Genomic DNA, 25,715 nt, shown 5'->3' on the forward strand with positions numbered 1-25,715 from the left:
ACTTATAATCTGGTTATTTATATTCTTGTGGGACGAAACGGTAATGCCCCGTAATTTTAAAATCGAAAAGCATGTCGCTTTTTTCAGGTCCTCGACCAATATTATGAACAATTAATGGATTCCCTGTGTCTTTTGCTAACTCATTCACAACCATACCAATGTGCGGCAAATTACCTGGCAGCATCCACGTTACAATGTCACCCGTTTTATAGTCGTTCACGTTACTTGATTTAGCGAGCACTTGGCCATGATTTTTAAAGTAAGCCTGTAAGTTTGGCACACGGCGGTGGTCTATATTTTTATCCGGTTTGGTTAAACCCCAAATACGCTTAGAGGGATATAGCTCAAAGCTTTTTAACATGTCCTCATGCACAAGCTTTTGCAAATCAATACCTAAAAGTCGATATGATCGAATAACTACATCGGTACACACCCCTACATTAGCGGGCACATCGCCACCCGGATAAGTAATAGAGCGATAAGACCCATCGTAGGTAACGTTATGTGTTGTTCTTTCAAGTAACGCAGCCACAATATCGTCATCAAACGATGCCGCATAGGCATTTACACTAAGTAAGCTCAGTAAAAAAACAGTAAAGCGTGTCATATGCAATCCTTTGAAAATGTTAATTAACTACAACGCTTGAACCACGAGTTCAGGCACGTTTATTTTCTTGCCATTATTTGTCAAGTGCTTATCAAGACCATACGCCATGACTTCAAGTGGCGCAGCTGCATAACCAACCTGCTGAATTTCGGTTATGTAACGCAACATAAAAGCCCCTGCACCAAGTTCACTCCATTGGGCTACGTGAACAAGTTCATGAAAATGCACAGCTAAATTATCAGCTACGTAAGGAAGCATGTAATAAGTGTTTTTGTATGTAGTACCTGCGGCATCCATGTCAATAAAATCGTCTAATCCCATTTCACGCAAAAAAGGAAAGTTAGGTTTGGGTATTTCATCGACAATAACGTAAAAGGCATTTTTTAAAAATTCGACAGGATAAAACCCTGCAAACTCACTAGCAAATTTCTCACAGCTAATTCTTTGGGTTTTATATTTAATATTTGTTGCATCAATCCATTGTTCTATTTGTTCGAGCACGTCCTTCCTCCAAAATACTCACTTAACATTGTATAAATGTTGTAAGCCAACAACTCAATTGTAACAAAAGTAAATTAACGAATCTCTTTTTAAAGTACAAAAAGCTGCTAAAAAACCACTTACCCTCTAATCAACTATATATTTGGTAATGTGCTTTAAAAACACAGGTATTGTTACTGTGTCCTTATTAGTAGTAACTTGTAATTATTAACTGAATGCAATTGTGTAAATAACGGGTCTGGTAAATTAATAAAGCGTCATTACCAAAAATAACGAGTTTACTTATGCACCCAGATATACAAAAAAATCTTAAAGTAAAACCTGCTCACATCGTCTCATTTATTGTGTTTTTATTAGTTTCAATGTCTACGCTTACCGCTCAGATATATGCCGCTGATGCTGTATGGCCTTCAAAAACCGCTTACAAATATGCAAATGTAAACGGTAAAAAGATATTTTACCGAGAAGCTGGCATCCAGCATAAGCAAACCATTGTGCTTTTACATGGCTATCCGTCGTCTTCACACAGCTACCGAGAATTGATCCCGCTTTTATCAGGTCGTTATCATGTAATTGCACCCGATTATTTAGGCTCAGGATACAGCGAACGCCCAAACCCAGAAACTCAAAAATATACTTTTGAATTACTAGCTCAATACGTTGAAGGGTTACTAACAACGCTTAAAGTAAAGCGCTACAGCCTATATATGCAAGACTTTGGAGCACCTGTAGGCTTTAGAATGTTGTTAAATAATCCTAATAAACTTGATGCACTTATTGTACAAAATGGTAATGCGTATTTAGAGGGGCTAACCCTACCGAGGCAAGCATTTTTTAAAGCCGCGAATGAAGATAGTTCAAAAGCGCAGAGTGATAAAATTTATTCGTTCACATCCGAGCAAGCCATTATTAATAAGCAGTATTTACGAGACGTACAAAGTAACCCAGAAGTGATGAGCCCAGATAGCTGGACGCACGATCTTCACTTTTTACAAACCAAATCCGATAGATTAATTCAGGTGCAATTGCTACAAGATTACTACAACAACCTTCTCGACTATCCAAAGTGGCAAGCTTATTTACGCAAGTACCAACCACCAACGTTAATTGTATGGGGTAAAAACGACCCTGCGTTTATAGCCGCAGGCGCTAAAGCATACTTAAAAGATATACCGAACGCTGAACTGCATTTACTCGATTCAGGGCACTTTAGCGTTGAAGAAAAACCAGTAGAAATTGCAAAGTACATTGTCGATTTTATGAATAAGCTAGCTCAATAGTAAGCCTTTTCTTTTGGTTTAGTATTTATAGCAAACATAAAAAAGCGCTGAGGGTATAAACCATCAGCGCTTTATTAAGCTCAAGCTAAATCCACAAAAATCACATTTAATATGGATAAGTTATGCTTTTATGTATTTAACCTTCTTCTTCAATAAGCGACTCTAGTAGGTCGTGTATTTCAGCTTTAAGCTCTTTGTCTTCAATTTTATTGGCGCTGACTTTAGCATTTTGAAGGTTTTTAATAGCTTCATCTTTTTGGCCAAGCTCAAGCTGTAATGTAGCCATTGAAAAAGAAACCGACGACATGTGATCCTTGTTATTAATCGCAATCGACTTTTCTAATGCTTTTTCGTAAGTAGTGATTGCATCTTCTAGCTCTTCGGTAAAATCAGCTAAGGTTTCCCATTGTACAGGGTGATCTTTTGAGGTGTTTTCATTTTCAATACAAATAGCTTTTAACTCTGCAAATAACGATTCAAACTTTTCACGGTTATTTTTGTTAGCCGCCGCCATTAAATCTTCTGCAAGGTCGTGTACCGCTTTATATACTTTTGTGTTCATCATCACTGGTTATCCTTTAATGCAGCTAAACTTATTTATTCACTCAATTTAGCTAAAATGTATCATTACAGTCATTATAAAATGTATTTAAACAACTGATTTATTTAATTTGGTGTATAACGTAATAATACATTAATAATGAACATCGCGTAGGCGTTAAACACACTGCAATTAAACTTTATCGAAATTACTCTTGGTAAACTTACACACTGAATAAACTTGCAACCCAATCCAACGTAAAGATGGTCGTAAACACTTTGAGTGCAATGACAACTGTAAATAATAGGATGATTACCGCTTTAGCTTTGCTACTTTTAAGATTGTTCCAATACAATAACTTTGCATTAAATTCTGTTTTTAACTTAGTGACAGCCTCTTTCATAATAACGCCCTGCTTAGGTATCTGCGCTCAGCAACATTTAACAATCACACAATTGCTCAAGCGGGGTTTGTAACATTTTTCGCTACCTTTAGAGTAAACCATTAAATAAAGCCTGTACTATATAAAATGTAACAAGAGGATTTAACAAATTATTGTATCTAACTATTGTTTAAACACCCAAAAATTAAAGGATAGGTAAATTCAGTAGAGCGTTAATAATAAATTTGGTGCTACACTAATAAATAACTTAAATTCGTTAACAGCCAACTAAATTAGCCAATTATGAAAGAATGCAACCAGTGTGGTAAATGCTGTATTAAATATGGCGGCGGCGATTTAAGCGCAACGAAAGAAGAAATAGATTTATGGGAGCTTTTTAACCCCGAAATTTATGAATACGTTAAAAACTACGAAATTTGGTTTGACCCAAAAACAGGCTTAAGACTTCAAGTGTGCCCATTTTTAGAAATTGCGCAAAAAAAAGATCCTCTCGCTAAAAACATGTATACCTGCAGCATTTACCTCGACCGCCCAGAAGACTGCCGCCACTACCCTAGCCTTATTTCGGAGATGATCCGCGACGAATGCGAAATGATTGAATCTGTAGATATAACAAACCAGACAAGAGCGCAGCATAAACTAGATGCGATAATGATAGATAGCCGCTATTAAATACATAGATTTACCAGCTAGCGCTATGAGCTATTCGGCCATATGGATAAGTTTTCTATTCACAAACCTATTATTTGAATTTCTATAATATTGGCTTAATCGTCATTTTTAGATTATTCATCGCAAAATACAAAGTTATACTATAACATTGTTGATTCGTTAATTTTGCGGTGTTATATTATATCACAACATAATAACCACGAACCAATATATCCATGACAAAGTTAACATTAATCTCCTCTGCTATTTTTTCTGTTTTATGTTCTCAATCAGCTTTGGCTGCAACCGTTACTGGTAAAGTAATGGATGATAAAAATCAACCAATTAAAAATGCCTCTATCCATGTGCATGGCAAAAACCAAAGTGTTAAAAGTAATGATTTAGGCGAGTTTGCTATCGATATAGATGCAAACAGCCAATTACATATTAGTAAAGACAACTACATAGACTCTCGTATTGCTGTTACCGAATCTTCAAATAATCTGTCTGTGTCACTTAAACCAACATCGGTTGAAACAGTGGTTGTTTATGCCTCTGCACTTCATAAGAACAGCCTAGAAATGATATCGCCAGTAAGCGTGCTCTCAGGTGATGAATTAAGAAATAAATCTAAACCAACACTTGGCGAAACTCTTAAAGGTTTACCAGGCGTAAATGCAAGTTACTTTGGCCCTGTATCATCAAGCCCAATTATTCGTGGTTTAGATGGCCCTCGCGTTAAAATTACACAAAATGGGTTAGATGCCAGCGATGCTTCGCGTATTGGCCCAGACCACGCGACATCAAGCGACAGCCTAGCGGCAGAGCAAATTGAAGTGTTGCGCGGTCCAAGTACCCTACTTTATGGCTCTGGTGCAATTGGTGGCGTTGTAAACGTGGTTGATAACCGTATTCCTACTAGCAATATCGACGAGCTTACAGGCGCTGCTGAATACAGCCACGATACGGTGTCAAATTCAAACACCGTAGCAGCAAAACTTGAAACAGGTAATGAAGGCTTTAACTTTCATTTTGATGGTACTAAGCGCAGCGGCGATGATTACCAAACACCGACCTTTACTATTGCCGACGATGATGGCGATGTTGAAACCGAAAGCTCGGTAGAAAATACTTTTATTGATAGCGAAACACTCAACTTTGGTACCAGCTATGTTGGCGATCACTTAACGATTGGTTTTTCTTACGGTAGCATTGAGACTGATTACGGTATTCCTGGGCATGAGCATCATCACGATCACGAAGGTGAAACTGAAGAAGAGCATGCTGAACATGAAGATGAAGCTGCTGAAGAGCCTGTTTACGCACATTTAGAGCAAGACCGCTGGCAAGGGCTTGTAAGTTACGCTCTTCATAATAACTGGATTGAAACCATCAACCTACGTGTTGGCTATACAGATTATTCACACAGCGAAATTGAAGATGGCGAAATTGGTACTACTTTTAAAAATAAAACGACTGAAGCACGTTTAAATGTAGAGCATAAGTTTGCTGATTGGCACGGAATGATGGGCTATCACTATAGCGACTCTGACTACGATGCAATTGGTGAAGAAGCATTTACACCCGCGAGTGTAACTACAACTAACGCATTATATTTACTAGAAGAGCGTGAATTTGGTGATGTAACCGTTGAACTTGGCGCGCGTATCGAAGATTACAAAATAGAAAGCCAAATTTCGGAAGTTGAGCATGGTCATGATCACGACAATGACGAAGCTGAAGAAGAACACGACGAAGAAACGCTTGGTTACAGTAAAAGCTTTACTAATTTAAGTGTATCAGCGGGTGCAATATGGCAGTACAAACCGGGCCATAGTATTGCGACAAGTATTTCTCATTCAGAGCGAGCACCACTTTCGGCAGAGCTTTTATCAAATGGTTTACACATTGCAACAGGTACTTATGAGCTTGGCCTTGGTTACAACATTGAAGGTAATGAAGCGCATTTTGAGCCTGAAAATATTAAGCAAGAAACTTCAACTAACTTAGATTTAAGCTTTAGACGTTTTAGCGGTGATTTTGGTTACACAGTTAACTTTTTCTATAACGATATTAAAAACTTCTACTTCCAAGAAAATACAGGTTTAGTTTACGATGAAGAAGATGGTTTAGAATCGGCTATTGGTGCACATGATGATGCCGTTGCGGTTTATCAGTTTACCAGCAAAGATGCAGAGCTATATGGTATTGAATTTGATGCTCACTATCAAATTACATCAAGCGCTATGGTTAAAGTATTTGGTGACTCAACTCGTGCAAAACTTAAAGATGATGAAGGTAACCTACCGCGTATTCCAGCCAATAAATTAGGCTCGGAGCTACAGTATGATTTAGGTGATTTACAACTAACGCTTACAGGTACTCATTACTTTGATCAAAACGATGTAACTGCGTTTGAAACACAAACCGATGGTTATACGTTATTTGACGCACAAGCTAATTACCAACTTGATTTAGGTGCGGTAGATGCACAACTTTATATAAATGTAGATAACATTACCGACGAGTTAGGTTTTGTACATAGCTCATTTATTAAAGATAAAGCCCCACTACCAGGCAGAAACTTCCGCTTTGGTGTTCGTGGTTATTTTTAATAATTAAAAACAGTTTTTAGTTTATATTTTTACAAACCGCATTTTATTAATGCGGTTTTTTTATTTTTAGAATATATAATATCAACACGCAGTAATACTTAATCGATTTGAAGGATTAAACCTGACGCTAACTGCGTTAAGAATTTCTGATATACGACTGCATGGAGGCAGGAGGCAATGCAAGAGCAATTAGTGATAACAACTAAATAACGAAATTTTTGCCTTGTTATCGACACGATTTTCTTAGCGAAAAATAGATTACTTAATTAAGCTAATTGGTATAAAACTCTTAAATTACAAACACAAAAAAGCCGTATTCAAATTGAATACGGCTTTTTAAATTCTTAAATTAAAATTTATTTAATTTAAGAAATGATTTCGTGTAGCTCAACATCAAATACAAGCGTTGAGAAAGGTGCGATTGCAGCACCTGCGCCACGTTCACCATAAGCAAGCTCATGAGGAACGTAGATACGCCATTTAGTACCTACAGGCATCATTTGTAATGCTTCAGTCCAGCCTTTGATCACGCCACCAACTGGAAATTCAGCTGGTTGACCGCGCTCGTATGAGCTATCAAACACAGTACCGTTAATAAGTGTACCGTGGTAATCAACACGTACTGTAGACTCAGCTGTTGGCTTTTCGCCTTCGCCAGTTGCTAGTACTTCGTATTGAAGACCAGACTCAGTTACTGTGATTTCAGGACGTTTTGCGTTTTCTTCTAAGAATGAAATACCTTCTGCAGAAAGTACTTTAGACTCTTCTTCACGACGAGCTTGAATCTCTTCGTTGATTTTTTCAAATGCAGCTTGGATCTCAGGGATCTCAACTTGAAATGCGCTACCAGCGTACGCATCTTTCATGCCTTCAAATACTGAATTTAGGTTTAAGCCTTCAAAAGGATTAGACTTAAGTTGCTCACCCATTTGTAAGCCAATACCGTAACTTGCTTTTTCAGCATCTGTAGTAAAATTATCTGACATAATGTGTTTTTCACGTTTTGTTAGTTAAAAGACGCGACTATGCTATCACAAAATAAACCGCGTTTGGGGCTAGTTTTTGCTGAGTTTTAGCTTAATTAGGCCAACAATATAACTACAAAGCGGCAAACTGAATAAAATTCCAACAAGTAGAGGCATTGTTAGTAATCCTGATTCGCCAAACAGTAAAAATGGCACTACAAGCAGCCCTATACAACCAATAAAAACAGAGCCAATAACTGGCCAATGCTTATCGTATTTGGTAATAAGATGGGCAGCTAAAACATTAAAACCAACACCATAAATTAAACCGGTAATTAATGGATACTCTGGTTGAGCGTCTATAGCCATTTTTACTAATAAGCTAATAGCACTTTGATAGCAGTAACCAAATACCGTCCATAATAAAAGATGTTTTATTAATTTCTGCGAGGTTGGTAGGTTTGTTGCTTTAGTCATTTAGAAACTCCACAAAGCAAAAAACCGCCCATAAGGCGGTTTTTTTTAAATAATGGTGGAGAGATAGGGATTTGAACCCTAGATGGGCTATAAACCCATGCCGGTTTTCAAGACCGGTGCATTCGACCACTCTGCCATCTCTCCGCACGGCGCGAATAATATGGCTAAATACATAACTTGTAAAGAGCTAAATAGAAATTAATATAAAATATTAACATATTGGATAAAATAGACCCACTTTGTTCTTTTGTTAAGCTCTTCACTTTAATAAAAGTGTAGTTAATGGACTAAAGTTAAACACATTAATAATATTGTTTAGGTCTACGTGCAATCCAAGAGCAGATTAAACAAGCCAATATACTCAGTGCGGTAAAGGTAACGCCTTGAAAAATTAAATCGAATCGATTTAAATCATCACTTGGTACTACAACAAACATAAAAGCAGGTAGCACACTAAGCGATAAAACGTAGCAACATACTTTAAATGCACGCCCAAAGTCGAAACGTTTGGACTGGTGCATCCACCATGTTAACAACACAAGCATACCCATCGCTGAACCGGCTATAAAGTGTGATGCATTTGTGCTCATTGCAACATACAGTGTTACAAAAGCACCAATGATTCCCCAAATTGACCATGCTAGCCAATTCTCTTTTTCACGTAAAAATAAATTTCCCATAGTTTTCGTCTTCTTTATCGTTATTTTTATTAAGACTTTCCATAATGTATCAAAAAACAACCGATTAAAAAACAAACTGAAGAAGATTTAGTAAATTTAGTGCTTCCAAGCGCTTCTTACAGCCAAGTCATTAACTTTTAAATAATACTCTTTGTAACCTTAATGAATTATGACTATGTAAGTTGCGCAAAGTTCATACTATTTCACAAATTACTAAAATAGTGTTCTGGCTTATGGCGAGGCGACTTTTTACAATCGACTTCGGGTGTACCTATATATAAATACCCTACTATTTCATCTTGCTCATGTAAGTTAAGCGCTTTTTTAACCGCGCTACTTTGTGCAAAGTAGCCTGTGCGCCAAACACCGCCTAACCCTTGGGCAAATGCAGCTTGTTGCATCGCTAATACACTACAGCCTGCGCTTTGTACTTGTTCTATTCGAGGAACTTTTGGGTGTTCTTGATATTTAGCAATTGCTATTACAATCATAGGCGCACGAAGGGGAAGCTCTTTAGCACGGTTAATTACTTTTTCTTCTTGTTGCTCTGCCACTGCACTTTGATGGTAAATTTCACCCAGTTTATTGCGTGCATCACCTTGAGCAACAATGAACTGCCACGGTGCTATACAGCCATGATCAGGAACACGTAATGCTGCTTGCTTAATTATGTCGAGCTGCTCAGGCGTAGGGCCCGGCTCTGTTAGTTTAGAGTCTGATTGGCGGGTAAGTAAAAGCTCGATAGCGTTCATAACGATTCCTCAAAATTCAAAACGCTAGAGTAACATTTAAACCCTTAAAAAATAAATACCGAGAAATTAAAATGCAAAACGGCCGCAAAGGGTTAAGCTATGCGGCCGTTAGTAAAGCAGATTGAATACGTTATTCTTTTACAATATTTCGCCTTAACCAGTAATCTATACTAACAAAGCGTCCTCCTCCCATAAAAAATAAGCTAAGGAGCATTGCAAAGTAAATTGCCGAAAATTCTATACCGTTGTTTAAAATAGACGGCTTGCCCTTTTCGTATAGATAATCAGGAAACCCGTGTTCTTCAACTAAGCCACGAATTTTACCTATTCGGTCTTGTACTTCTAGTGAGTTTTCAAGGCTTTCTTTAGCGCCCGGAATTGATAACCAATCGAGCACTTGCGCAGCACTTGTTTCTGGATTAGTTGGTGCTATTGCAAACCAACCATTATGCCAATGCACTGAGGTTGCAGCGACAACCATTGTGAACATAAGTGGGATACTGACCAAGCGAGTTAAAAGGCCAAGTAATAAAAACCAACCTCCTAAAAATTCACTCCAGCCAGCTAAAAAAGCTAGTAAGTCAGGAAACGGTAATCCTAAACCCCATTCATTATTACCAAACCATTGAACTACATCTGGAGATGCTAAAAAGTTATCAAAGAAACCTTCTGTCTCACCGCTTATAGCAAGTTTGTTATAACCTGCAATGATCATAACAGGGGCTAAAATCAAGCGAAATAGCAATGCAGGTAAACCATCTAAAAATGATAGTTTACCCAATATTGCATCATAAAGATTGGTTAGTTTGTTCATGCGTATCCTGTGTGTTCACTGTTTATTAAGTTATAGACTATAAACAGCAAAGACCGCATGAATTGATAAACTATTTCAATTTATTTACAAAGGTTAAATACTTCTAGCGACCTGAAGAGCTTCAAAAATAGCGCGTTTAGCATCAATAGCAGCAGCTAGTTTAGCTCCGCCTATAACATGTACCTTTGCATTATCTGTGTAATTTTCTAGCACTTCGTTGTTAGAAACCTGACCAATACAGGCAATAACCGTGTCTACTGGCAGCACTTGAGTTTCACCAGCAACATTAATAGTTAGTCCGCTTTTATCAAAGCTTTGGTATTGGCAATCAGCAATTTGCTTAACGCCATGCTGCTTAGCAACTTGGCGATGTATCCAACCCGTTGTTTTACCAAGCTCGCTACCAAAACGACCCGCACTGCGTTTTAACATATACAATTGACGTTCATCTTTATGAGGTTGGGCTTCACACTCAATCCCCCATTGCGTTTTAAACTCGCTAATAGTTTGCGATTTATGTTCGCTTAAAAACGCAACCATATCAAAACCTATACCACCGGCACCTAAAATAGCAATTGATTTACCCAGCTCTACTTCGCCGCGTATAACTTCGTCATAAGCAAATACACGCTTATCATCGCTACACTTAATAGAGGCTTCACGCGGCCTAACGCCAGTTGAAAATACGATGTCATCATAGTTTTTAAGCATTGAATCGTCATAAGCTTTACCAAGCTCTACAGTTACTTTTAATCGCTCAAGCTCATTAGTGAAGTAAGTAAGAGTATGGTTAAAGTCTTCTTTACCTGGTATTTGCATAGCTAAATTAAATTGGCCACCCATTTGCGGTTTTTGGTCAATTAGCGTGACGTTATGCCCTTTTTGAGCCAAGTAACAACTTGCCGATAAACCAGCAGGGCCTGCACCGACTACTAATACATTTTTAGCTTTGGTTGCTTGTTCTAACGGGTAATCTAGCTCAAATGCAGCTTGTGGATTAACTAAACATGTAGCACGTTTATTTTTAAATACGTGATCTAGACAACCTTGGTTACACCCTATACAAATATTAATTTGCTTAGATTGATTATTTGCGTATTTATTAAAAAACTCTGGATCGGCAAGTAGCGGCCTTGCCATCGAAATTAAATCAGCCTCGCCTGCATTTAAAATATCGTTAGCTATTTCTGGAGTATTAATTCGGTTAACCGCAATCACTGGCACGCTCACCACGTCTTTTAAACGTTTTGATGCTTCTTTAAATGCACCTGGCGGCACCATACTCGCAATAGTCGGTACACGCGCTTCGTGCCAACCAATACCTGTGTTAAATATATCAACACCCGCTTTTTCAAGCTCGGTAGCTTGTATGACAACTTCCTCTGGTGTTGAACCGTTTGGGATTAAATCAATAACCGACAATCTAAAAATGATTAAGAATTGCTCAGATACTTTTGCTCTTACAGCTTTAACTATTTCAAGCGCAAGTCGCATTCTATTTTCTAGGCTGCCACCAAATTCATCTTCACGTTTATTGGTGTGCGGCGCCATAAACTCATTAATCAAATACCCTTCAGAACCCATAACTTCAACGCCATCGTAGCCAGCTTTTTCAGCCATATAGGCAGAGTGCGCAAAGTCTTTAATTGTTTTTTTAATCGAGCCAAGCGACATCGCTTTAGGTTTATAAGGATTAATAGGTGCTTTTATTGCACTTGGTGCCTGATTGAATGGATGGTACGCATAACGTCCAGCATGTAATAATTGCAAACAAATTTTTCCGCCGTGTTTATGCACAGCATCTGTGTAAGCGCGGTGCTTAAATACATCGTAATAACTATTAAATGAAGATGAAATAGGTGTTAATTTGCCACGTAAATTAGGGCTGTATCCGCCCGTAATTAACATTGCGGTACCGCCTTTTGCACGTGCTTCGTAAAATGCACGTAAGCGTTTGCGGTTATGCCATCCCTCTTCAAGGCCTGTATGCATTGAGCCCATCACTAAGCGGTTACGTAATTGTGTGTGTTTTAGTTGTAATTGTTGTTCTAACATCTTGTGCCCCGTTAACTGGTCTAACCTGTATACATTAGCTAATTCTGCTTTAATGGCAAGTAATAAGCAATATGTGCCTTCATTTAATTAAAAAAAGCCATAAAAACATGTATTAATAGCACCTCATAAACACTTCGTTACGATTTAGCAGTTAAATTTATTTTTATTCTAGGCTAAGATGGAACTAATGTATTAACTGTACCAAATTAAGGAGCTATTTTGATAGCAAAGGTATTTAAAGGTATTTGGGCTGGAATTAACTTTTCTCGTCGTTTAATACTCAACATTCTGTTTTTATTACTGGTAATTGTTTTCTTAGTGTCACTCTCAAGTGACGACGATAAAATAATAGTTGAAAATGGCTCTGTGCTTAGGCTTAACCTAAATGGCCCTATTGTTGAAGAAAAAACATACATAGATCCGGTCGAAGCTGCAATTAGTGATGCTACTTCTGGTTCTGAAGCGCCAAGCGAAATATTACTTGACGATATTGTTGAAGTAATAAACGAAGCGACTAAAGACGATCGCATTACGGTGATGCTGCTTGATTTACAAGAAATGCCTAAAGCGCATTTAAACAAACTTAAGCAAATTACCAATGCTATCGATGCATTTAAACAAGCTGGCAAAAAAGTGATTGCATCGGGTTATTACTATACCCAAGCACAATACTATATTGCATCACATGCTGATGAAATAGCTATGCACCCATACGGTAGCGTAGGTATTGAAGGTTACGGCATGTATCCGCTTTACTTTAAAGATGCACTTGAAAAGCTTGAAGTAACGCAGCATATTTTCCGTGTTGGTACATTTAAGTCAGCAGTAGAACCTTTCATTCGTAACGACATGTCTGAAGCAGCCAAAGAAGCTAACCGTGTTTGGTTAGGCGCTCTTTGGAGCGAATACAAACAAGATGTTGCTGCGGTTCGCCCATTTGATGAGTCAAATTTCGACGAGACAATGGACGTATATCTTGAAAAAATGAAAGCTGCAGATGGCGATGCAGGTAAATATGCACTTGACCACCAGTGGGTTGATTCTTTAAAAACAAATCAACAAGTTCGCAAACAATTAATTGATTTAGTTGGCGCACAAGAAGATGGCAAAACATTTAAGCAAGTTTCATTTCGTGAATACTTAAGCTTAGTTAAACCACCGATTGAATTTGATAACCCTATTACCGAAAAAGTCGCCGTTGTAGTTGCTAAAGGTACAATTGTGGATGGTGAGCGTAAAGCTGGAGAAATTGGTGGCGACTCTACAGCAGCCCTACTTCGTAAAGCACGCCTTGATGACAAAGTTAAAGCGGTCGTACTGCGCATTGATTCAGGTGGCGGTAGTATGTTTGCCTCTGAAGTTATTCGTGCAGAAGTATTAGCGCTTAAAGCTGCTGGTAAGCCTGTTATTGCCTCTATGAGCTCTGTAGCTGCATCAGGTGGTTATTGGATTGCCTCTGCTGCAAACGAAATCTGGGCAGCACCGAGTACTATTACAGGTTCAATTGGTGTATTTGGTACGTTTATGACATTTGAAAAAACCTTATCTAAAATTGGTGTTTATTCAGATGGCGTTGCAACAACCGAAATGGCTGGTTTTTCTATCACTCGTCCCCTAAACGAAAAAATGGGTCAAGTAATTCAGATGAGCGTTGAAGAAGCATACGGTCGCTTTTTAAACGTTGTCGCTGATGCCCGTAATATGACGCCTGAGCAAGTTGATAAAATTGCCCAAGGCCGCGTATGGATTGCATCTCAAGCACTTGAACTGGGTTTAGTAGACAAACTTGGTGATAAACAAGATGCTATAAAAGCAGCCGCAGCACTTGCAAAACTTAATCACTATGAAGTTAAAACCATTAAACAAGATTTAAGCTCGCAAGAAAAAATGATTCAAAACATTTTTGGTAACGCGTCTATTAAATCGATGCTTGGTTTACAAACACAAAAAACATCTGTGTTAGCAACGCAAGCTAACTTGCAAAGCGTTATTAACCAATTAAGTACTGAAGTTGAAAACCTTAAAGATTACAACGATCCACAAGGTGTATATGCACGTTGTTTAGTGTGTAATGTTGCACAATAAAAGTGCATAGCTTTACCTAATCAGCTGTATTTAAAGTTACTTAACGTTATACTAAGCCCAGTTTTTTTACTGGGCTTTTTTTATGAAACGTAAACGCATTTATATCGCTTATACTGGCGGTACTATAGGTATGAAAAAATCGAGTCGAGGTTATATTCCTGCTGAAGGTTTTTTAACAGAAACCGTAGTGAACAACGCAGAGTTTAACCGTGATGAAATGCCTTTGTTTGATATTCACGAATACTGCCCTCTTATAGATTCTTCAGATATGTCTCCTGAGCATTGGCAACTTATTGCTGATGACATTAAAGATAAATACCAAGATTATGATGGTTTTGTTGTGCTTCATGGCACCGATACAATGGCGTATACAGCCTCAGCACTATCGTTTATGTTCGAAAACCTAACTAAACCTGTGATTGTAACTGGCTCACAAATTCCGCTTTCTCAATTACGCTCAGATGGTCAAGTAAACCTTCTGAATGCAATGTATTTAGCGGCAAATTATCCAATTGCAGAAGTAAGTCTATTTTTTAATAACCAACTGTTTAGAGGTAACAGAGCAACTAAAGCCCACGCCGATGGATTTAATGCATTTGCGTCGCCTAATCTTGACCCCTTAGCGTTATCGGGTATTAGTATTCAACTTATTAAAGGCCAACTTAGTCCTTATGTTGAAAATGAGCTGCAAGTTACTCCTATTACACCTCAACCCATTGGTGTGCTTTATTTATACCCTGGTATTAGTCAAGAAGTGGTTAAAAGCTTAGTTAATGGCAATATTAAAGCCTTGGTGTTGCTTAGTTTTGGTGTAGGTAATGCACCGCAAGATCCTAACTTTTTATCAATACTTGAAGAAGCAAGTAAACGTGGCGTCGTTATTGTTAATTTAACCCAGTGCTTAAAAGGCCATGTAAATATGGGCGGCTATGCAACGGGTAATGCACTGTTAAATATTGGTGTTATTAGTGGATACGATATGACCCTTGAAGCGTGTTTAACTAAATTACATTATTTATTTAGCCAAAAGCTAGAAGTAGAGACGATTCGTCATTTAATGCAAGACAATTTACGTGGTGAATTAAGCCGTTAAATCTCACCGCGCCTAAAATACAAAAGGCACGCTAAATAGCGTGCCTTTATCGTTTTAAACAACTGTTTATTACCTAACTTTAGCGTCGATATCTACTAAGTCAGTTAAATGGCATGTTTCACCGCTATGGGTTTTAACGCCGTGCTCACCAAAGTAATCACGCTGGGCTTGAACTAAATGCCCATTACTCGGTGTGGTTAATGTTGCTAAATACGTTTGTGTAGCACCCAATACAGGGAATGCTAAACCAGTCATTATTGCTTGGCCGGTAATTTTGCGCAAAGAGTTAGACTCTTTCTCAAGGGTATCAATAAATTCAACACCTTGTGCAACGCTATCAAGGTAGTCAGCACGAATAATACAACCAGCACGCCACGTTTGAAGCGTTTTAGATAAATCAACTTTCCACTGATGAGTACGTGATGCACCTTTAATTAACGCTAAACCTTGGCGATACGCTAGTAAGCTTGCAAGTAAGAACGCTTCTTTTAGCTCTTCTAAATCAATTTCAACATTGTTAGTTAGTTTAGATGCATACGTCATCTCTTGTGCAGCCGTTGTATTACATGCATTAGTTAAATGACGAGCTTGTACAGCAGCAACAAGTGAAGGAACTGCAATACCAAGTTCTAGTGCATTTTGCGCAGTCCAAAGACCAGTACCTTTAGCGCCAACTTTATTATCAATTAAGTCCGCAAGCGGTACATTATTATGATTTTCAAGTGACAATATGTGGCTAGAAATAGACAGTAAGTAGCTATTTAATTGACCTTCTGACCAGTCATTAAATATCTCAGCCACTTCTTTTGGAGAACGATTAGTGCCTAAACGAAGTAATTGGTACACTTCTGCAATAAGTTGCATAAGTGCGTATTCAATACCGTTGTGAACCATTTTTACAAAATGACCACTTGCTGATTGACCAACACGTGCAAAACACGAGTCGCCATTATAGCTAGCAGCTACTTTTTCAAACCATGGCTCAATACGTTCCCAACCACCCTCAGAACCACTTGCCATCATTGCAGGACCATGGCGAGCGCCTTCTGCACCGCCAGAAATTCCCATAGTGGCAAATTCAAATTTATTTTGGTATTTAAGTTTACGCGTTATACCGTCTTTATAATTACTATTACCGCAATCGACAATCATATCGTCACAGTTAACGCCGGCCTCTACAAGTTCATTACAAACTGTATCAACTAACTCACCAGCAGGAACAAGTAATAAAATAGAACGAGGTGCCTCTAAACGCCTTACCATGTCTCTTAAATCAGAGACAATGTGAAGCCTATCAGCCATGCCTTGAGATTTAGCACAACTTAGTAACTCTTCACCCGCATGTGGGTTTTTGTCATAAGCGACTAGCGTTATCCCTTTTTCAATCAAGTTTAGGGCAAGATTTTTTCCCATAACGCCTAACCCTACTAATGCAACTTGCATCTAGTGTCCTCCTCGGTAACAACTATTTGGTTAGAAAATTCAGTGTATAAATTAAATAATACCGCGTGCATTATACCCATACAGTCATAAAATACTAATTATGAGTCAATACAACATGCTTTTTTATTACAGATAAATAAGCTACGTAATTATATCAAACATCAATGGTCTCGGGGTGACTAAAAGCAAAGCTAATTGAAATTAAGATCATTGACGCATTCTGACACCGGTGTCATAATGATGACACAATAGTTTTGTATAAAATAGTGGCAAACCTTTGAAGTTTGCACATAACTAAAATATTTTATTCTAATATAGATATTTTAAGTCAACAAAATAACGTCAACATGCTTTCACCAAGCAAACAGGAGAAATTGATGCTAAGACGCACGAAAATAGTCGCTACCCTTGGACCTGCTACCGATAGAGATAACAACTTAGAAAAAATTATTATCGCTGGGGCTAATGTAGTACGTTTAAACTTCTCACATGGTGTTGCCCAAGATCATAAAGACCGTGCACAAGCTGTACGCGATATTGCAAAAAGATTAGGCAAGCATATTGCTATACTTGCTGACCTTCAAGGCCCTAAAATCCGCGTTTCTACTTTTAAAGAAGGTAAAGTAACGCTTGCTGTGGGTGCAAAATTTACCCTTGATGCAAAAATGGAAAAAGGCGAAGGCGACATAAACTCTGTAGGTATCGATTATAAAGAATTACCTAACGATGTAAGCCCTAACGATTTACTACTTCTAAATGACGGCCTTATTCAATTAAGTGTTGATGAAGTAGCTGGGCATTTAGTGCATTGTACAGTCACTGTTGGCGGTGTTTTATCTAACAATAAAGGTATTAACCGTTTAGGTGGTGGCTTAACTGCTCCAGCATTTACTGAAAAAGACAAAGAAGATTTAATAACTGCCGCTGAAATTGACGTAGATTACATTGCCGTATCATTCCCACGTAGTGGCGACGATATGCGCTACGTACGCTCACTTGCTGAAGCGGCTGGTTCAAAAGCACAGTTACTTGCTAAAATTGAACGTGCTGAAGCCGTTGAAACCCAAGAAGCTGTTGATGACATCATTTTAGCCTCTGACGCTGTAATGGTTGCTCGTGGTGATTTAGGTGTTGAAATTGGTGATGCTGCTCTTATGGGCAAGCAAAAACTAATTATTCGTCGTGCTCGTTCATTAAACCGTACTGTAGTAACAGCAACGCAAATGATGGAATCGATGATCGATAACCCTATGCCTACACGTGCAGAAGTTATGGATGTTGCAAATGCTGTTCTTGATGGAACAGATGCTGTAATGCTTTCAGCTGAAACAGCTGCAGGTGATTATCCTGAAGAAACAGTTGCGACTATGGCACGCGTTTGTTTAGGTGCTGAATCGCAAAAAGAAACGCACGTTTCTAAACACCGTTTAGATAGTCGCTTTTCTAACAATGCTGAATCAATTGCGCTTTCTGCTATGTATGCAGCTAATCACTTAGATTCTGTTAAAGCAATCATCACACTCACTGAATCTGGTAGTACGGCTAAATTAATGTCGCGTATCAGCTCAGGCTTACCAATCTACTCGCTTTCACGTCATGCCAGTACATTAGGTCAAACAGCACTTTATCGTGGTGTTTACCCAGTATTTTTTGATTCTACAAAAACTGAAAAAGACGGTATGGTAAAAGCCGCGCTTGATACTTTAGTTTCTCAAGGGTCTTTACAGTCTGGCGATACAGTAATTATTACTCACGGTGACTCAATGGAAACTGTGGGTGCAACTAACACAATGAAAATTGTAACTGTTGCGTAATTAAACGCCGAATATAAAAAATGCGAGCTTAGCCCGCATTTTTTGTGTCTGTAATAAAAGCGTTGGCTTTAACTTGCTAATGCCGCTTTAACCTTATCTCGGTAGCTACGGCTCACTTTTAATTCTTGGCCATTTTCAAGTACTAATAAATACTCACCACTTACTTGTGTAACCAGTTTACTAATTTGTTTTGTATTTACTATTGCGCTGCGATGTACACGCACAAATAACTGAGGGTCGAGCTCTTGCTCAAGCTCTTTCATTGTTTTACGTAGAATATGCGTTTGTCCGTCTTCACAGTGTAAACACATATAGTCACCTGCTGCATCAACCCATTGGATAGTCGCTACAGGTACCCGTATAATTTCACCCTGCTCTTTTACAGCAAGCGATTCTGGGTAACGTCTGTCTGTTAGCATATCGCCAGTGGCTAATTTTTTAAGTATTTCTTCGCAATTGTTACCAGTAATACCGGCTACAAAACTCGCTAATTTTTTCTTATGGGCGTTGTCTTGCTGCGTTTTTAAGTAGGTATGCACTTTTTCTACCGCCTGTTTTAGTCTGTTATCATCAACGGGTTTTAAAATGTAATCGAGAGCATGAATTTCAAACGCTTTTACAGCAAACTGGTCAAAGGCCGTTACAAATACAATCGCTGGTAATGCTTTTGAGCTTTCGCTAAGGGCTCTTGCTACTTCAAAGCCATTCATACCTGGCATTTGAATATCTAAAAAAACCAAATCAATTTTCTCGCTTTGACACATTTCAATTGCATCAGCCCCTGAACTACACAATTTAATTACTTCAATATCAGAGTATTCTTCGAGCCTTACCGCTAAACCTTTTCGTGCTAACGGTTCATCATCAACAATGAGTGTTTTTATTTTAGTCATTTTTCACAGCCTTCTCAAAAGGTACTCGCAGATTAACTTTTAATCCACTTGGCGTATTATGTGATAATACAAACGAATAATTATTTTCATACAACGTTTTTAATCTATCTTTGGTATTAGCGACACCTACGCCTTGAGCGTTAACTAATTGGCCATCGAGTATGTCAGTTCCTGGGCCGTTGTCGCCCACTTCTAGTAATAACTCATTCGCAAATACCTGTGCTTTTATATCAATTACTCCACCTTCTGTTAGATGGGCAATAGCATATTTAATCGCGTTTTCTATAATAGGTTGCAAAATTAAGCTCGGTACTAAAGCCTCTTTAGCTTGCTCGCTTATATCTACATTTACCTTTAATCGCTCATCAAAACGTACACGTTCTATTTCTAAGTAAAGCATGAGCGCATGTAACTCTTGCTCTAACGGTACTTTTTTTATTGGATCGGTATTTAATGTATAACGTAGAAAGTCACTTAACCTTGCTACCATTAAGTTAGCATCTTTGTTTTCTTTAACCAAAATTAAAGTAGAAATAGCGTTAAGTGTATTGAATAAAAAATGGGGGTTAAGCTGATACCTAAGCATTTTTAATTGCGCTTCGTGTGCCATAGTTGTGGCTTTTAGTGCTTTTTGTCGCTCACTTTGTAATAACTGATAGTATTTAACACCAAAGTACAAACCACTCCAACATAAAATAATATATACAGAATCTAAGCCTTGCTGCAGGTAATAAAACCACTCCTCTGGTCTATAACCATGGCGGTATATTTCCCACAAATTAAATTTTTGAACGACAGCCCATAGAGTGCCCGTTATATAAGAGGCACCAAATACTACAATCATTAATACCCAAGGCGAGGCATTCCAAATTTTACGGTAAATATACCTAAGCGGTACTGTCATTAAGCAACCAGCGTAAGCATTCAATAAAATAACAAATACGTATATATCACGCATTTCAAATACTTTAGAGCCAATATAATTTACTAACGCATAACCAATCCAGCCTGCAATTTGCAAAAGCCAAAAAAAGCGTTGTCTGTTATCGACTAAAGATTGCCAGTTCAAAATAGATGTTTACTCCGTATAGTTAAAGACTAATTCCATAAAATAGGCGCTTGTTATTCTTTATTATTTTTACCTATGTAGGGCTAATTTTAATAAAATTAGATAGTCTTATTATATAGATTTATGAGTTTGCATAGCACTACAGCCTACCTTGCTTTTTAATAGTCTTACCGCAAACAAATAGTAGATACACTAAAAAAGCGAAAGGTTATTCACCTTTCGCTTTTTAAATATAAATAGCTTTGTGTAAATTAAGCTAGTTTGTCTGATGCTACTTTGTATGTTGGATCTTCAATCACATTCACTTCAACCAAATCGCGTGCTTTATGCAACAACTGCGTACAGTCTTTACTTAAGTGACGTAAGTGAAGTTGTTTACCTGCTTTTGTGTACTTATCAGCAAGTGTGTCAATTGCTTCTATTGCACTGTGATCAGATACGCGGCTATGCTTAAATTCAACAATTACATTTTTAGGGTCATTTTTAACATCAAATAACTCTGCAAAGTTTTTAACTGAACCAAAGAAAAGCGGGCCATGTAACTCATATACTTTAGCGCCTTCTTCATCAATATAGTTAGTTGTGTATATGTGCTTAGCATGCTGCCAAGCAAATACTAATGCAGATACAATAACACCTACACATACTGCAATCGCTAAATCGGTAATAACAGTCACACCCGATACAAGTACTATTACGAAAGCGTCAGATAGAGGCACACGCTTCATCATTTTAAAGCTGGCCCATTCAAACGTACCTAATACAACCATAAACATAACACCAACAAGTGCAGCTAGTGGGATCATCTCAATTAAGCTTGAAGCGAATATGATGAACGCAAGCAACATCAATGCAGCACTTATACCCGATAAGCGAGAACGACCACCTGAGTTAATGTTGATCATTGATTGACCAATCATTGCACAACCACCCATAGCACCAAACATACCACAAGTAATATTTGCAGCGCCTTGGCCTATACACTCTTTATTACTATGACCGCGAGTTTCTGTAATCTCGTCAATTAAGCTAAGCGTTAATAATGATTCAATTAAACCAATAGCCGCTAAAATAAGTGCATAAGGAAAAATAATTTGTAGCGTTTCGAAAGTAAACGGTACCATAGGAATATGAAATTGAGGTAAACCGCCTGCAATTGTTGCAGCTTCGTCGCCTGTCATTCCTTTCAAGAAATCAACTACAGTATGCGCTTCTAAGTCCAAACCAATAACTAAAGCGGTCACTGTAATAATAGCGACTAATGTAGAGGGTACAGCCGTTGTTAGTTTAGGTAAAAACTGAATAATAGCCATGGTTAAAGCCACTAAACCAAGCATAATATATAACGGGTTACCCGTCATCCATTCTTGTCCGCCCATACCATCAGGCACTTTAAATTGTCCTAACTGAGCGAGAAAAATAACAATAGCTAAGCCGTTTACAAAACCAAGCATTACCGGATGAGGAACCATGCGGATAAACTTACCGAGTTTAAATACACCCGCGAGTATCTGCAGTATGCCCATGAGCAATACGGTCGCAAATAAATACTCAACACCATGATCAAGCACTAAACTTACCATAACAACAGCTAGTGCACCGGTTGCACCTGAAATCATACCAGGGCGGCCACCAAATATAGCCGTAATTAAACCAACGATAAACGCGGCATATAGACCAACTAAAGGTTCTACATTTGCAACAAAGGCAAACGCAACAGCTTCTGGAACTAAGGCTAGCGCCACAGTTAATCCAGATAGAATATCGTTTTTAGCAGAGCTAGGCGCCCTACTGAGTAAGTTAAACATTGAGTTCCTCAAATGGTGTAATGGGTATCAAAAAAGCGCTAAATTCTACCAAATTAGCGCTCAGTTAACAATTGTCATTATATGGTTAAGCTAAACTAAAAGAGGTTTAGCTTTTAAAAGAAGTGCTTTTATAAAGGGAGGGAAGTACTACGTTTTACACATGTCATTGTTACATTAGAATGTACTTCTTGTACATACTCTAAGCTTAGTAAATTATCGCGTACAAAGTGCTCATAACCTTCTATGCCTTGTGAAATTATGCGTAGCATAAAGTCCATTGTTCCGGCCATGGTGTAACACTCTGTTACTTGATCGTAACTCATTATAAGTTTTTCAAATTCAGCAAGGTTCTTTTTACCGTGATTTGATAAACGCACATGTGCATATACAAGCATATCAAAGCCAAGTTTTTTCTCATCTAAAAGAGCCACTTTGCTTTTTATATAACCATCTTGCTCTAGCTTGGCAATTCGACGCCAGCATGGAGATTGAGACAAGCCTACTTTATCAGCAATTTCTGCGGTTGATAAACTAGCATCTTGTTGTAAAAGTGCCAATATTTGGCGATCTACGTGATTTAGAGACATTTTATTTCTTATTTATCAAATAAACTGGTTAAATTATACAACCATTTTAAAACTCAGTCTGCTTATTTTTAATTTTTATGCAGTTTCCCAAACTTCAAATAAGTAACTTAACCAAACTTACCACTCACAAAAGGATTTGTTTGCTTTTCAAATCCAACCGTAGTGTCGCTCCCATGCCCTGCCAATATTTTAGTATTATCAGGTAAGGTTAGAATATGCGTCTTAATCGACTCTATAAGTTGTTCGCTATTCCCCTTAGGGAAATCAGTTCGCCCTACTGAGCCTTTAAAAATAACATCACCTACAATAACGCATTCATAGTCTTGTTGATAAAACACAATATGACCAGGTGTATGCCCTGGGCAATGCTTCACTAAAAAGCTAAGTTTACCTACGCTCACGGTGTCGTTATGGTTTAGCCAAATATCCGGATAAAAAGGCTCAATGGGTTTAAACCCGAACATTTGTGCTTGCATAGGTAAGTTTTCAAACCAGAAGTACTCATCTTTTTGTGGGCCAATAATTTGTACGTTAAATTGATTACGTAAAATATCAGCCCCACCCACATGATCTAAATGCCCGTGCGTTAACCAAATAGCACTTAATTCTAGTTTATGCTCATTAAGGGCTGCTACTATTTTATCAGGGTCGCCACCTGGGTCTATGACTACGGCTTGTTTAGTTTCACTACACCAAATAATACGACTATTTTGTGCAAACGCAGTGACGGGTATGGTTATAATTTGCATATTAGATTTCTTTACTTTTTTGATCCGGGATAACAACTTCTTCTTCAAATGACATCAATATTGGGTACTTTAAGTACGCTTGATCATAAAATGGACTTTGCTCATATAACCAGTTTAATCTCGCATCAGCGTCGCTTGCGAACGATTTATCTTTAAGCTTTTCATCAAACTTAAGCGCTAGCTTTGGATTGTCTTTTAGCATTTGGCGTGCAAACGGAATTAGTGCATAGTTTTCCATATACTCAGTACGCTGAAAAATAGTATTAAATTCCCCCCATGCAAAAAACGAATCTGGTGCTTCAGGGTGCAATAAATGCACAGCAAGCTCACCTGCTTTTTGTTGAGTATTGACTTGATACCAACCATCTAAATCTACATTTATAGCAGGGACGTAATCAAAACTTGCTGACACTCTAAAACGGCCTTCAAAGGGTGCTTTATCAAACGTGTAGTCTGCCACCTTTGCTACTTTTAAAGGCTGTGTGTTTGCCCCTTCAAGTTTATTAATAGAGACACCATGTAACTTTAGTTTCTTAATAATATTGCGATATACAGGCGGAATAAAAAAAGCTTTAGGTACTTCAACTGTATGTTGTACATCTTTTTGCCAATAAATAGGTAAGTCGGTATATGTATGTGCTTTACCCAAATACTTCACTTCATTTTGGCCTGAGAGCGCATTCATGCTTGATGAATACTCAATACCTTTAAACTGCGCAATCGTATCAGCTTGCTTGGCATAGCCACGCTTTACTATTAACTGTTTAGGAACAAATTCCTGTTCTTTTTTTACTGCATTAGCTAATTCATGACTGTGCTTTGATAGCGCAGTAATAGCACCATCTAAAAATACGTAAGTTCCTAATACACGTTGCTTGTAAGGCTTCAATGAATGATTTTCAACTAAAATAGTCGGTAATGACTTTAAATCACCCCAACCATTTGAAAAGCGCGGCGTAGCAACCCATCCCGCTAATCCTTTTTTAAAGTCGCGCTTGTCCATAACAAAAACAAGTGGCCCTGGCATGTGCCCTTGCTTAGCTAGCGTATCGTCAATCAGAGGCTTAAAAAACTGGTTTAGTGCATCAGATACCGCAGGCGACTCGCTTGAAAATACCGGATTGTAGCCATAAGTCACATCATATTGGTAATCTGCGCCGTCGGTTACGTGTACATCAATGTATAAATTTGGGTTGTAGTCGTTAATAACCTTTAAAACACTTCTAACTTCTGGGGTATCTAATTTAGTAAAATCGCGATTTAAATTAAGGTTATTAGCATTTGTTCTAAAGCCCATTTTTGCAGGGCCCCGTTGATTGATGCGATTGAATGCACTGCTACGTTCGTGTCCATCTACATTTAAAATAGGAATAAATAATATGTTTACCTTTTTTAAAATGTCACGGCGCTTACCCGTCGCTATATCTCTAAGCAACATAAACATGGCATCTTTACCGTCTATTTCACCAGAATGTATTCCTGCCTGAATAAAAATAGTTGGCTTAGTGCTATTAGCCATTTGCCTTGCTTCAAAAAAACCTTGTTCACTGGCAATCAACATTTTTATTGCACGCTTGCTATTACTATAGCCAATGGTTTGAGATTGAAACTGAGTAGGGTTTGCAGCAACTAATCTATCTACAAATGCCATTGTATTTGCATAATCTGGCGACGCTTCACCTTCTGACAACTCAAAATCAGTAGTTAACGGCCCTTGTTTTTGTAAAAGCTCTACGCTTTTCCCCTGCCACTCAATTAATGGAGGTAAGTGTGCGTCATACGCCACACTTGCAGATAAAACTAGTAAACTTGCAAACATAAAATTCTCTAACA

23 protein-coding genes and 1 tRNA gene are annotated in these 25,715 nt (G+C 38.1%); 6 read left to right on the forward strand and 18 right to left on the reverse strand.

Features of this window, described 5'->3' with window-relative positions; all coding sequences use genetic code 11:
• Positions 1-13: 13 nt before the first annotated feature.
• Together I6E82_RS13740 and I6E82_RS13745 are read right to left on the reverse strand one after the other, a co-directional pair.
• The gene (locus I6E82_RS13740; protein WP_165743582.1) at positions 14-607 is read right to left on the reverse strand and encodes a DUF1287 domain-containing protein; all 594 of its coding nucleotides are present in this window, start codon (positions 605-607) and stop codon (positions 14-16) included.
• A gap of 27 nt (positions 608-634) precedes the next feature.
• Positions 635-1,108 carry a hypothetical protein gene (locus tag I6E82_RS13745; protein WP_197118112.1) on the reverse strand — a complete coding sequence of 158 codons (474 nt, stop codon included), beginning with the start codon at positions 1,106-1,108 and terminating at the stop codon, positions 635-637.
• A gap of 284 nt (positions 1,109-1,392) precedes the next feature.
• On the opposite strand from I6E82_RS13745, the gene I6E82_RS13750 reads away from it, so the two are divergent.
• The gene (locus I6E82_RS13750) at positions 1,393-2,388 is read left to right on the forward strand and encodes an alpha/beta fold hydrolase (protein WP_197118113.1); all 996 of its coding nucleotides are present in this window, start codon (positions 1,393-1,395) and stop codon (positions 2,386-2,388) included.
• 136 nt (positions 2,389-2,524) lie between these two features.
• On the opposite strand, the gene I6E82_RS13755 is transcribed toward I6E82_RS13750, so the two are convergent.
• Complete coding sequence (locus tag I6E82_RS13755) at positions 2,525-2,953, reverse strand: tetratricopeptide repeat protein (RefSeq protein WP_197118114.1); 429 nt, start codon at positions 2,951-2,953, stop codon at positions 2,525-2,527.
• Between the two features lie 199 nt (positions 2,954-3,152).
• On the reverse strand, positions 3,153-3,332 hold the full coding sequence (locus I6E82_RS19875) for a hypothetical protein (RefSeq protein ID WP_197184987.1): 180 nt from the start codon (positions 3,330-3,332) through the stop codon (positions 3,153-3,155).
• Between the two features lie 282 nt (positions 3,333-3,614).
• Between I6E82_RS19875 and I6E82_RS13760 the strand changes: the two genes are divergently transcribed.
• Complete coding sequence (locus I6E82_RS13760) at positions 3,615-4,004, forward strand: YkgJ family cysteine cluster protein (RefSeq protein ID WP_197118115.1); 390 nt, start codon at positions 3,615-3,617, stop codon at positions 4,002-4,004.
• Between the two features lie 215 nt (positions 4,005-4,219).
• Entirely contained in the window at positions 4,220-6,598 is a 2,379-nt protein-coding gene (locus I6E82_RS13765) for a TonB-dependent receptor (RefSeq protein ID WP_197118116.1), read from the forward strand.
• A 365-nt stretch (positions 6,599-6,963) separates the two neighbouring features.
• Here I6E82_RS13765 and I6E82_RS13770 read toward each other — a convergent pair whose 3' ends face one another.
• The 7 genes from I6E82_RS13770 to I6E82_RS13800 form a co-directional block, all read right to left on the reverse strand.
• On the reverse strand, positions 6,964-7,584 hold the full coding sequence (locus I6E82_RS13770) for an FKBP-type peptidyl-prolyl cis-trans isomerase (RefSeq protein ID WP_007586200.1): 621 nt from the start codon (positions 7,582-7,584) through the stop codon (positions 6,964-6,966).
• Between the two features lie 69 nt (positions 7,585-7,653).
• Complete coding sequence (locus I6E82_RS13775; protein WP_024590139.1) at positions 7,654-8,040, reverse strand: hypothetical protein; 387 nt, start codon at positions 8,038-8,040, stop codon at positions 7,654-7,656.
• A gap of 53 nt (positions 8,041-8,093) precedes the next feature.
• A tRNA-Ser gene (locus I6E82_RS13780) sits at positions 8,094-8,184 on the reverse strand.
• 158 nt (positions 8,185-8,342) lie between these two features.
• The gene (locus tag I6E82_RS13785; RefSeq protein ID WP_007582705.1) at positions 8,343-8,720 is read right to left on the reverse strand and encodes a hypothetical protein; all 378 of its coding nucleotides are present in this window, start codon (positions 8,718-8,720) and stop codon (positions 8,343-8,345) included.
• A 203-nt stretch (positions 8,721-8,923) separates the two neighbouring features.
• Entirely contained in the window at positions 8,924-9,472 is a 549-nt protein-coding gene (locus I6E82_RS13790) for an NAD(P)H nitroreductase (protein ID WP_024590138.1), read from the reverse strand.
• Positions 9,473-9,602: 130 nt separating this feature from the next.
• Positions 9,603-10,286, reverse strand: coding sequence for an HvfX family Cu-binding RiPP maturation protein (locus tag I6E82_RS13795; protein ID WP_007582701.1), 684 nt, complete (start codon positions 10,284-10,286; stop codon positions 9,603-9,605).
• Positions 10,287-10,379: 93 nt separating this feature from the next.
• Positions 10,380-12,341 (reverse strand): oxidoreductase, encoded by a 1,962-nt coding sequence (locus tag I6E82_RS13800; protein WP_197118117.1) that lies wholly within the window; start codon positions 12,339-12,341, stop codon positions 10,380-10,382.
• A gap of 219 nt (positions 12,342-12,560) precedes the next feature.
• Between I6E82_RS13800 and sppA the strand changes: the two genes are divergently transcribed.
• A complete protein-coding gene (gene sppA, locus I6E82_RS13805; protein WP_024590136.1) occupies positions 12,561-14,426 on the forward strand; it encodes a signal peptide peptidase SppA in 1,866 nt (621 codons plus the stop codon).
• Positions 14,427-14,508: 82 nt separating this feature from the next.
• Entirely contained in the window at positions 14,509-15,519 is a 1,011-nt protein-coding gene (ansA, locus tag I6E82_RS13810; RefSeq protein WP_007582693.1) for an asparaginase, read from the forward strand.
• Between the two features lie 69 nt (positions 15,520-15,588).
• Here ansA and gndA read toward each other — a convergent pair whose 3' ends face one another.
• Complete coding sequence (gene gndA / locus I6E82_RS13815) at positions 15,589-16,962, reverse strand: NADP-dependent phosphogluconate dehydrogenase (protein WP_197118118.1); 1,374 nt, start codon at positions 16,960-16,962, stop codon at positions 15,589-15,591.
• A gap of 377 nt (positions 16,963-17,339) precedes the next feature.
• On the opposite strand from gndA, the gene pyk reads away from it, so the two are divergent.
• On the forward strand, positions 17,340-18,776 hold the full coding sequence (gene pyk, locus I6E82_RS13820) for a pyruvate kinase (RefSeq protein WP_007582689.1): 1,437 nt from the start codon (positions 17,340-17,342) through the stop codon (positions 18,774-18,776).
• A gap of 68 nt (positions 18,777-18,844) precedes the next feature.
• On the opposite strand, the gene I6E82_RS13825 is transcribed toward pyk, so the two are convergent.
• The 6 genes from I6E82_RS13825 to I6E82_RS13850 form a co-directional block, all read right to left on the reverse strand.
• Complete coding sequence (locus tag I6E82_RS13825; protein ID WP_007582688.1) at positions 18,845-19,669, reverse strand: LytR/AlgR family response regulator transcription factor; 825 nt, start codon at positions 19,667-19,669, stop codon at positions 18,845-18,847.
• Positions 19,662-20,738: a sensor histidine kinase gene (locus I6E82_RS13830; RefSeq protein WP_165725850.1), complete on the reverse strand. Its 1,077-nt coding sequence runs from the start codon at positions 20,736-20,738 to the stop codon at positions 19,662-19,664. Before I6E82_RS13830 ends, I6E82_RS13825 begins: the two co-directional genes overlap by 8 nt.
• Positions 20,739-20,989: 251 nt before the next feature.
• A complete protein-coding gene (locus I6E82_RS13835; RefSeq protein WP_010554472.1) occupies positions 20,990-22,546 on the reverse strand; it encodes a SulP family inorganic anion transporter in 1,557 nt (518 codons plus the stop codon).
• A 128-nt stretch (positions 22,547-22,674) separates the two neighbouring features.
• Positions 22,675-23,133 (reverse strand): Lrp/AsnC family transcriptional regulator, encoded by a 459-nt coding sequence (locus I6E82_RS13840; protein ID WP_007375323.1) that lies wholly within the window; start codon positions 23,131-23,133, stop codon positions 22,675-22,677.
• 107 nt (positions 23,134-23,240) lie between these two features.
• Positions 23,241-23,882 carry an MBL fold metallo-hydrolase gene (locus I6E82_RS13845; protein ID WP_170070981.1) on the reverse strand — a complete coding sequence of 214 codons (642 nt, stop codon included), beginning with the start codon at positions 23,880-23,882 and terminating at the stop codon, positions 23,241-23,243.
• Between the two features lies 1 nt (position 23,883).
• Entirely contained in the window at positions 23,884-25,701 is a 1,818-nt protein-coding gene (locus tag I6E82_RS13850) for a M14 family metallopeptidase (RefSeq protein ID WP_197118119.1), read from the reverse strand.
• Positions 25,702-25,715: the final 14 nt, after the last annotated feature.

The sequence above is a fragment of the Pseudoalteromonas sp. NZS11 genome (assembly GCF_015864765.1).
Taxonomy (GTDB): Bacteria; Pseudomonadota; Gammaproteobacteria; order Enterobacterales; family Alteromonadaceae; genus Pseudoalteromonas; species Pseudoalteromonas arctica.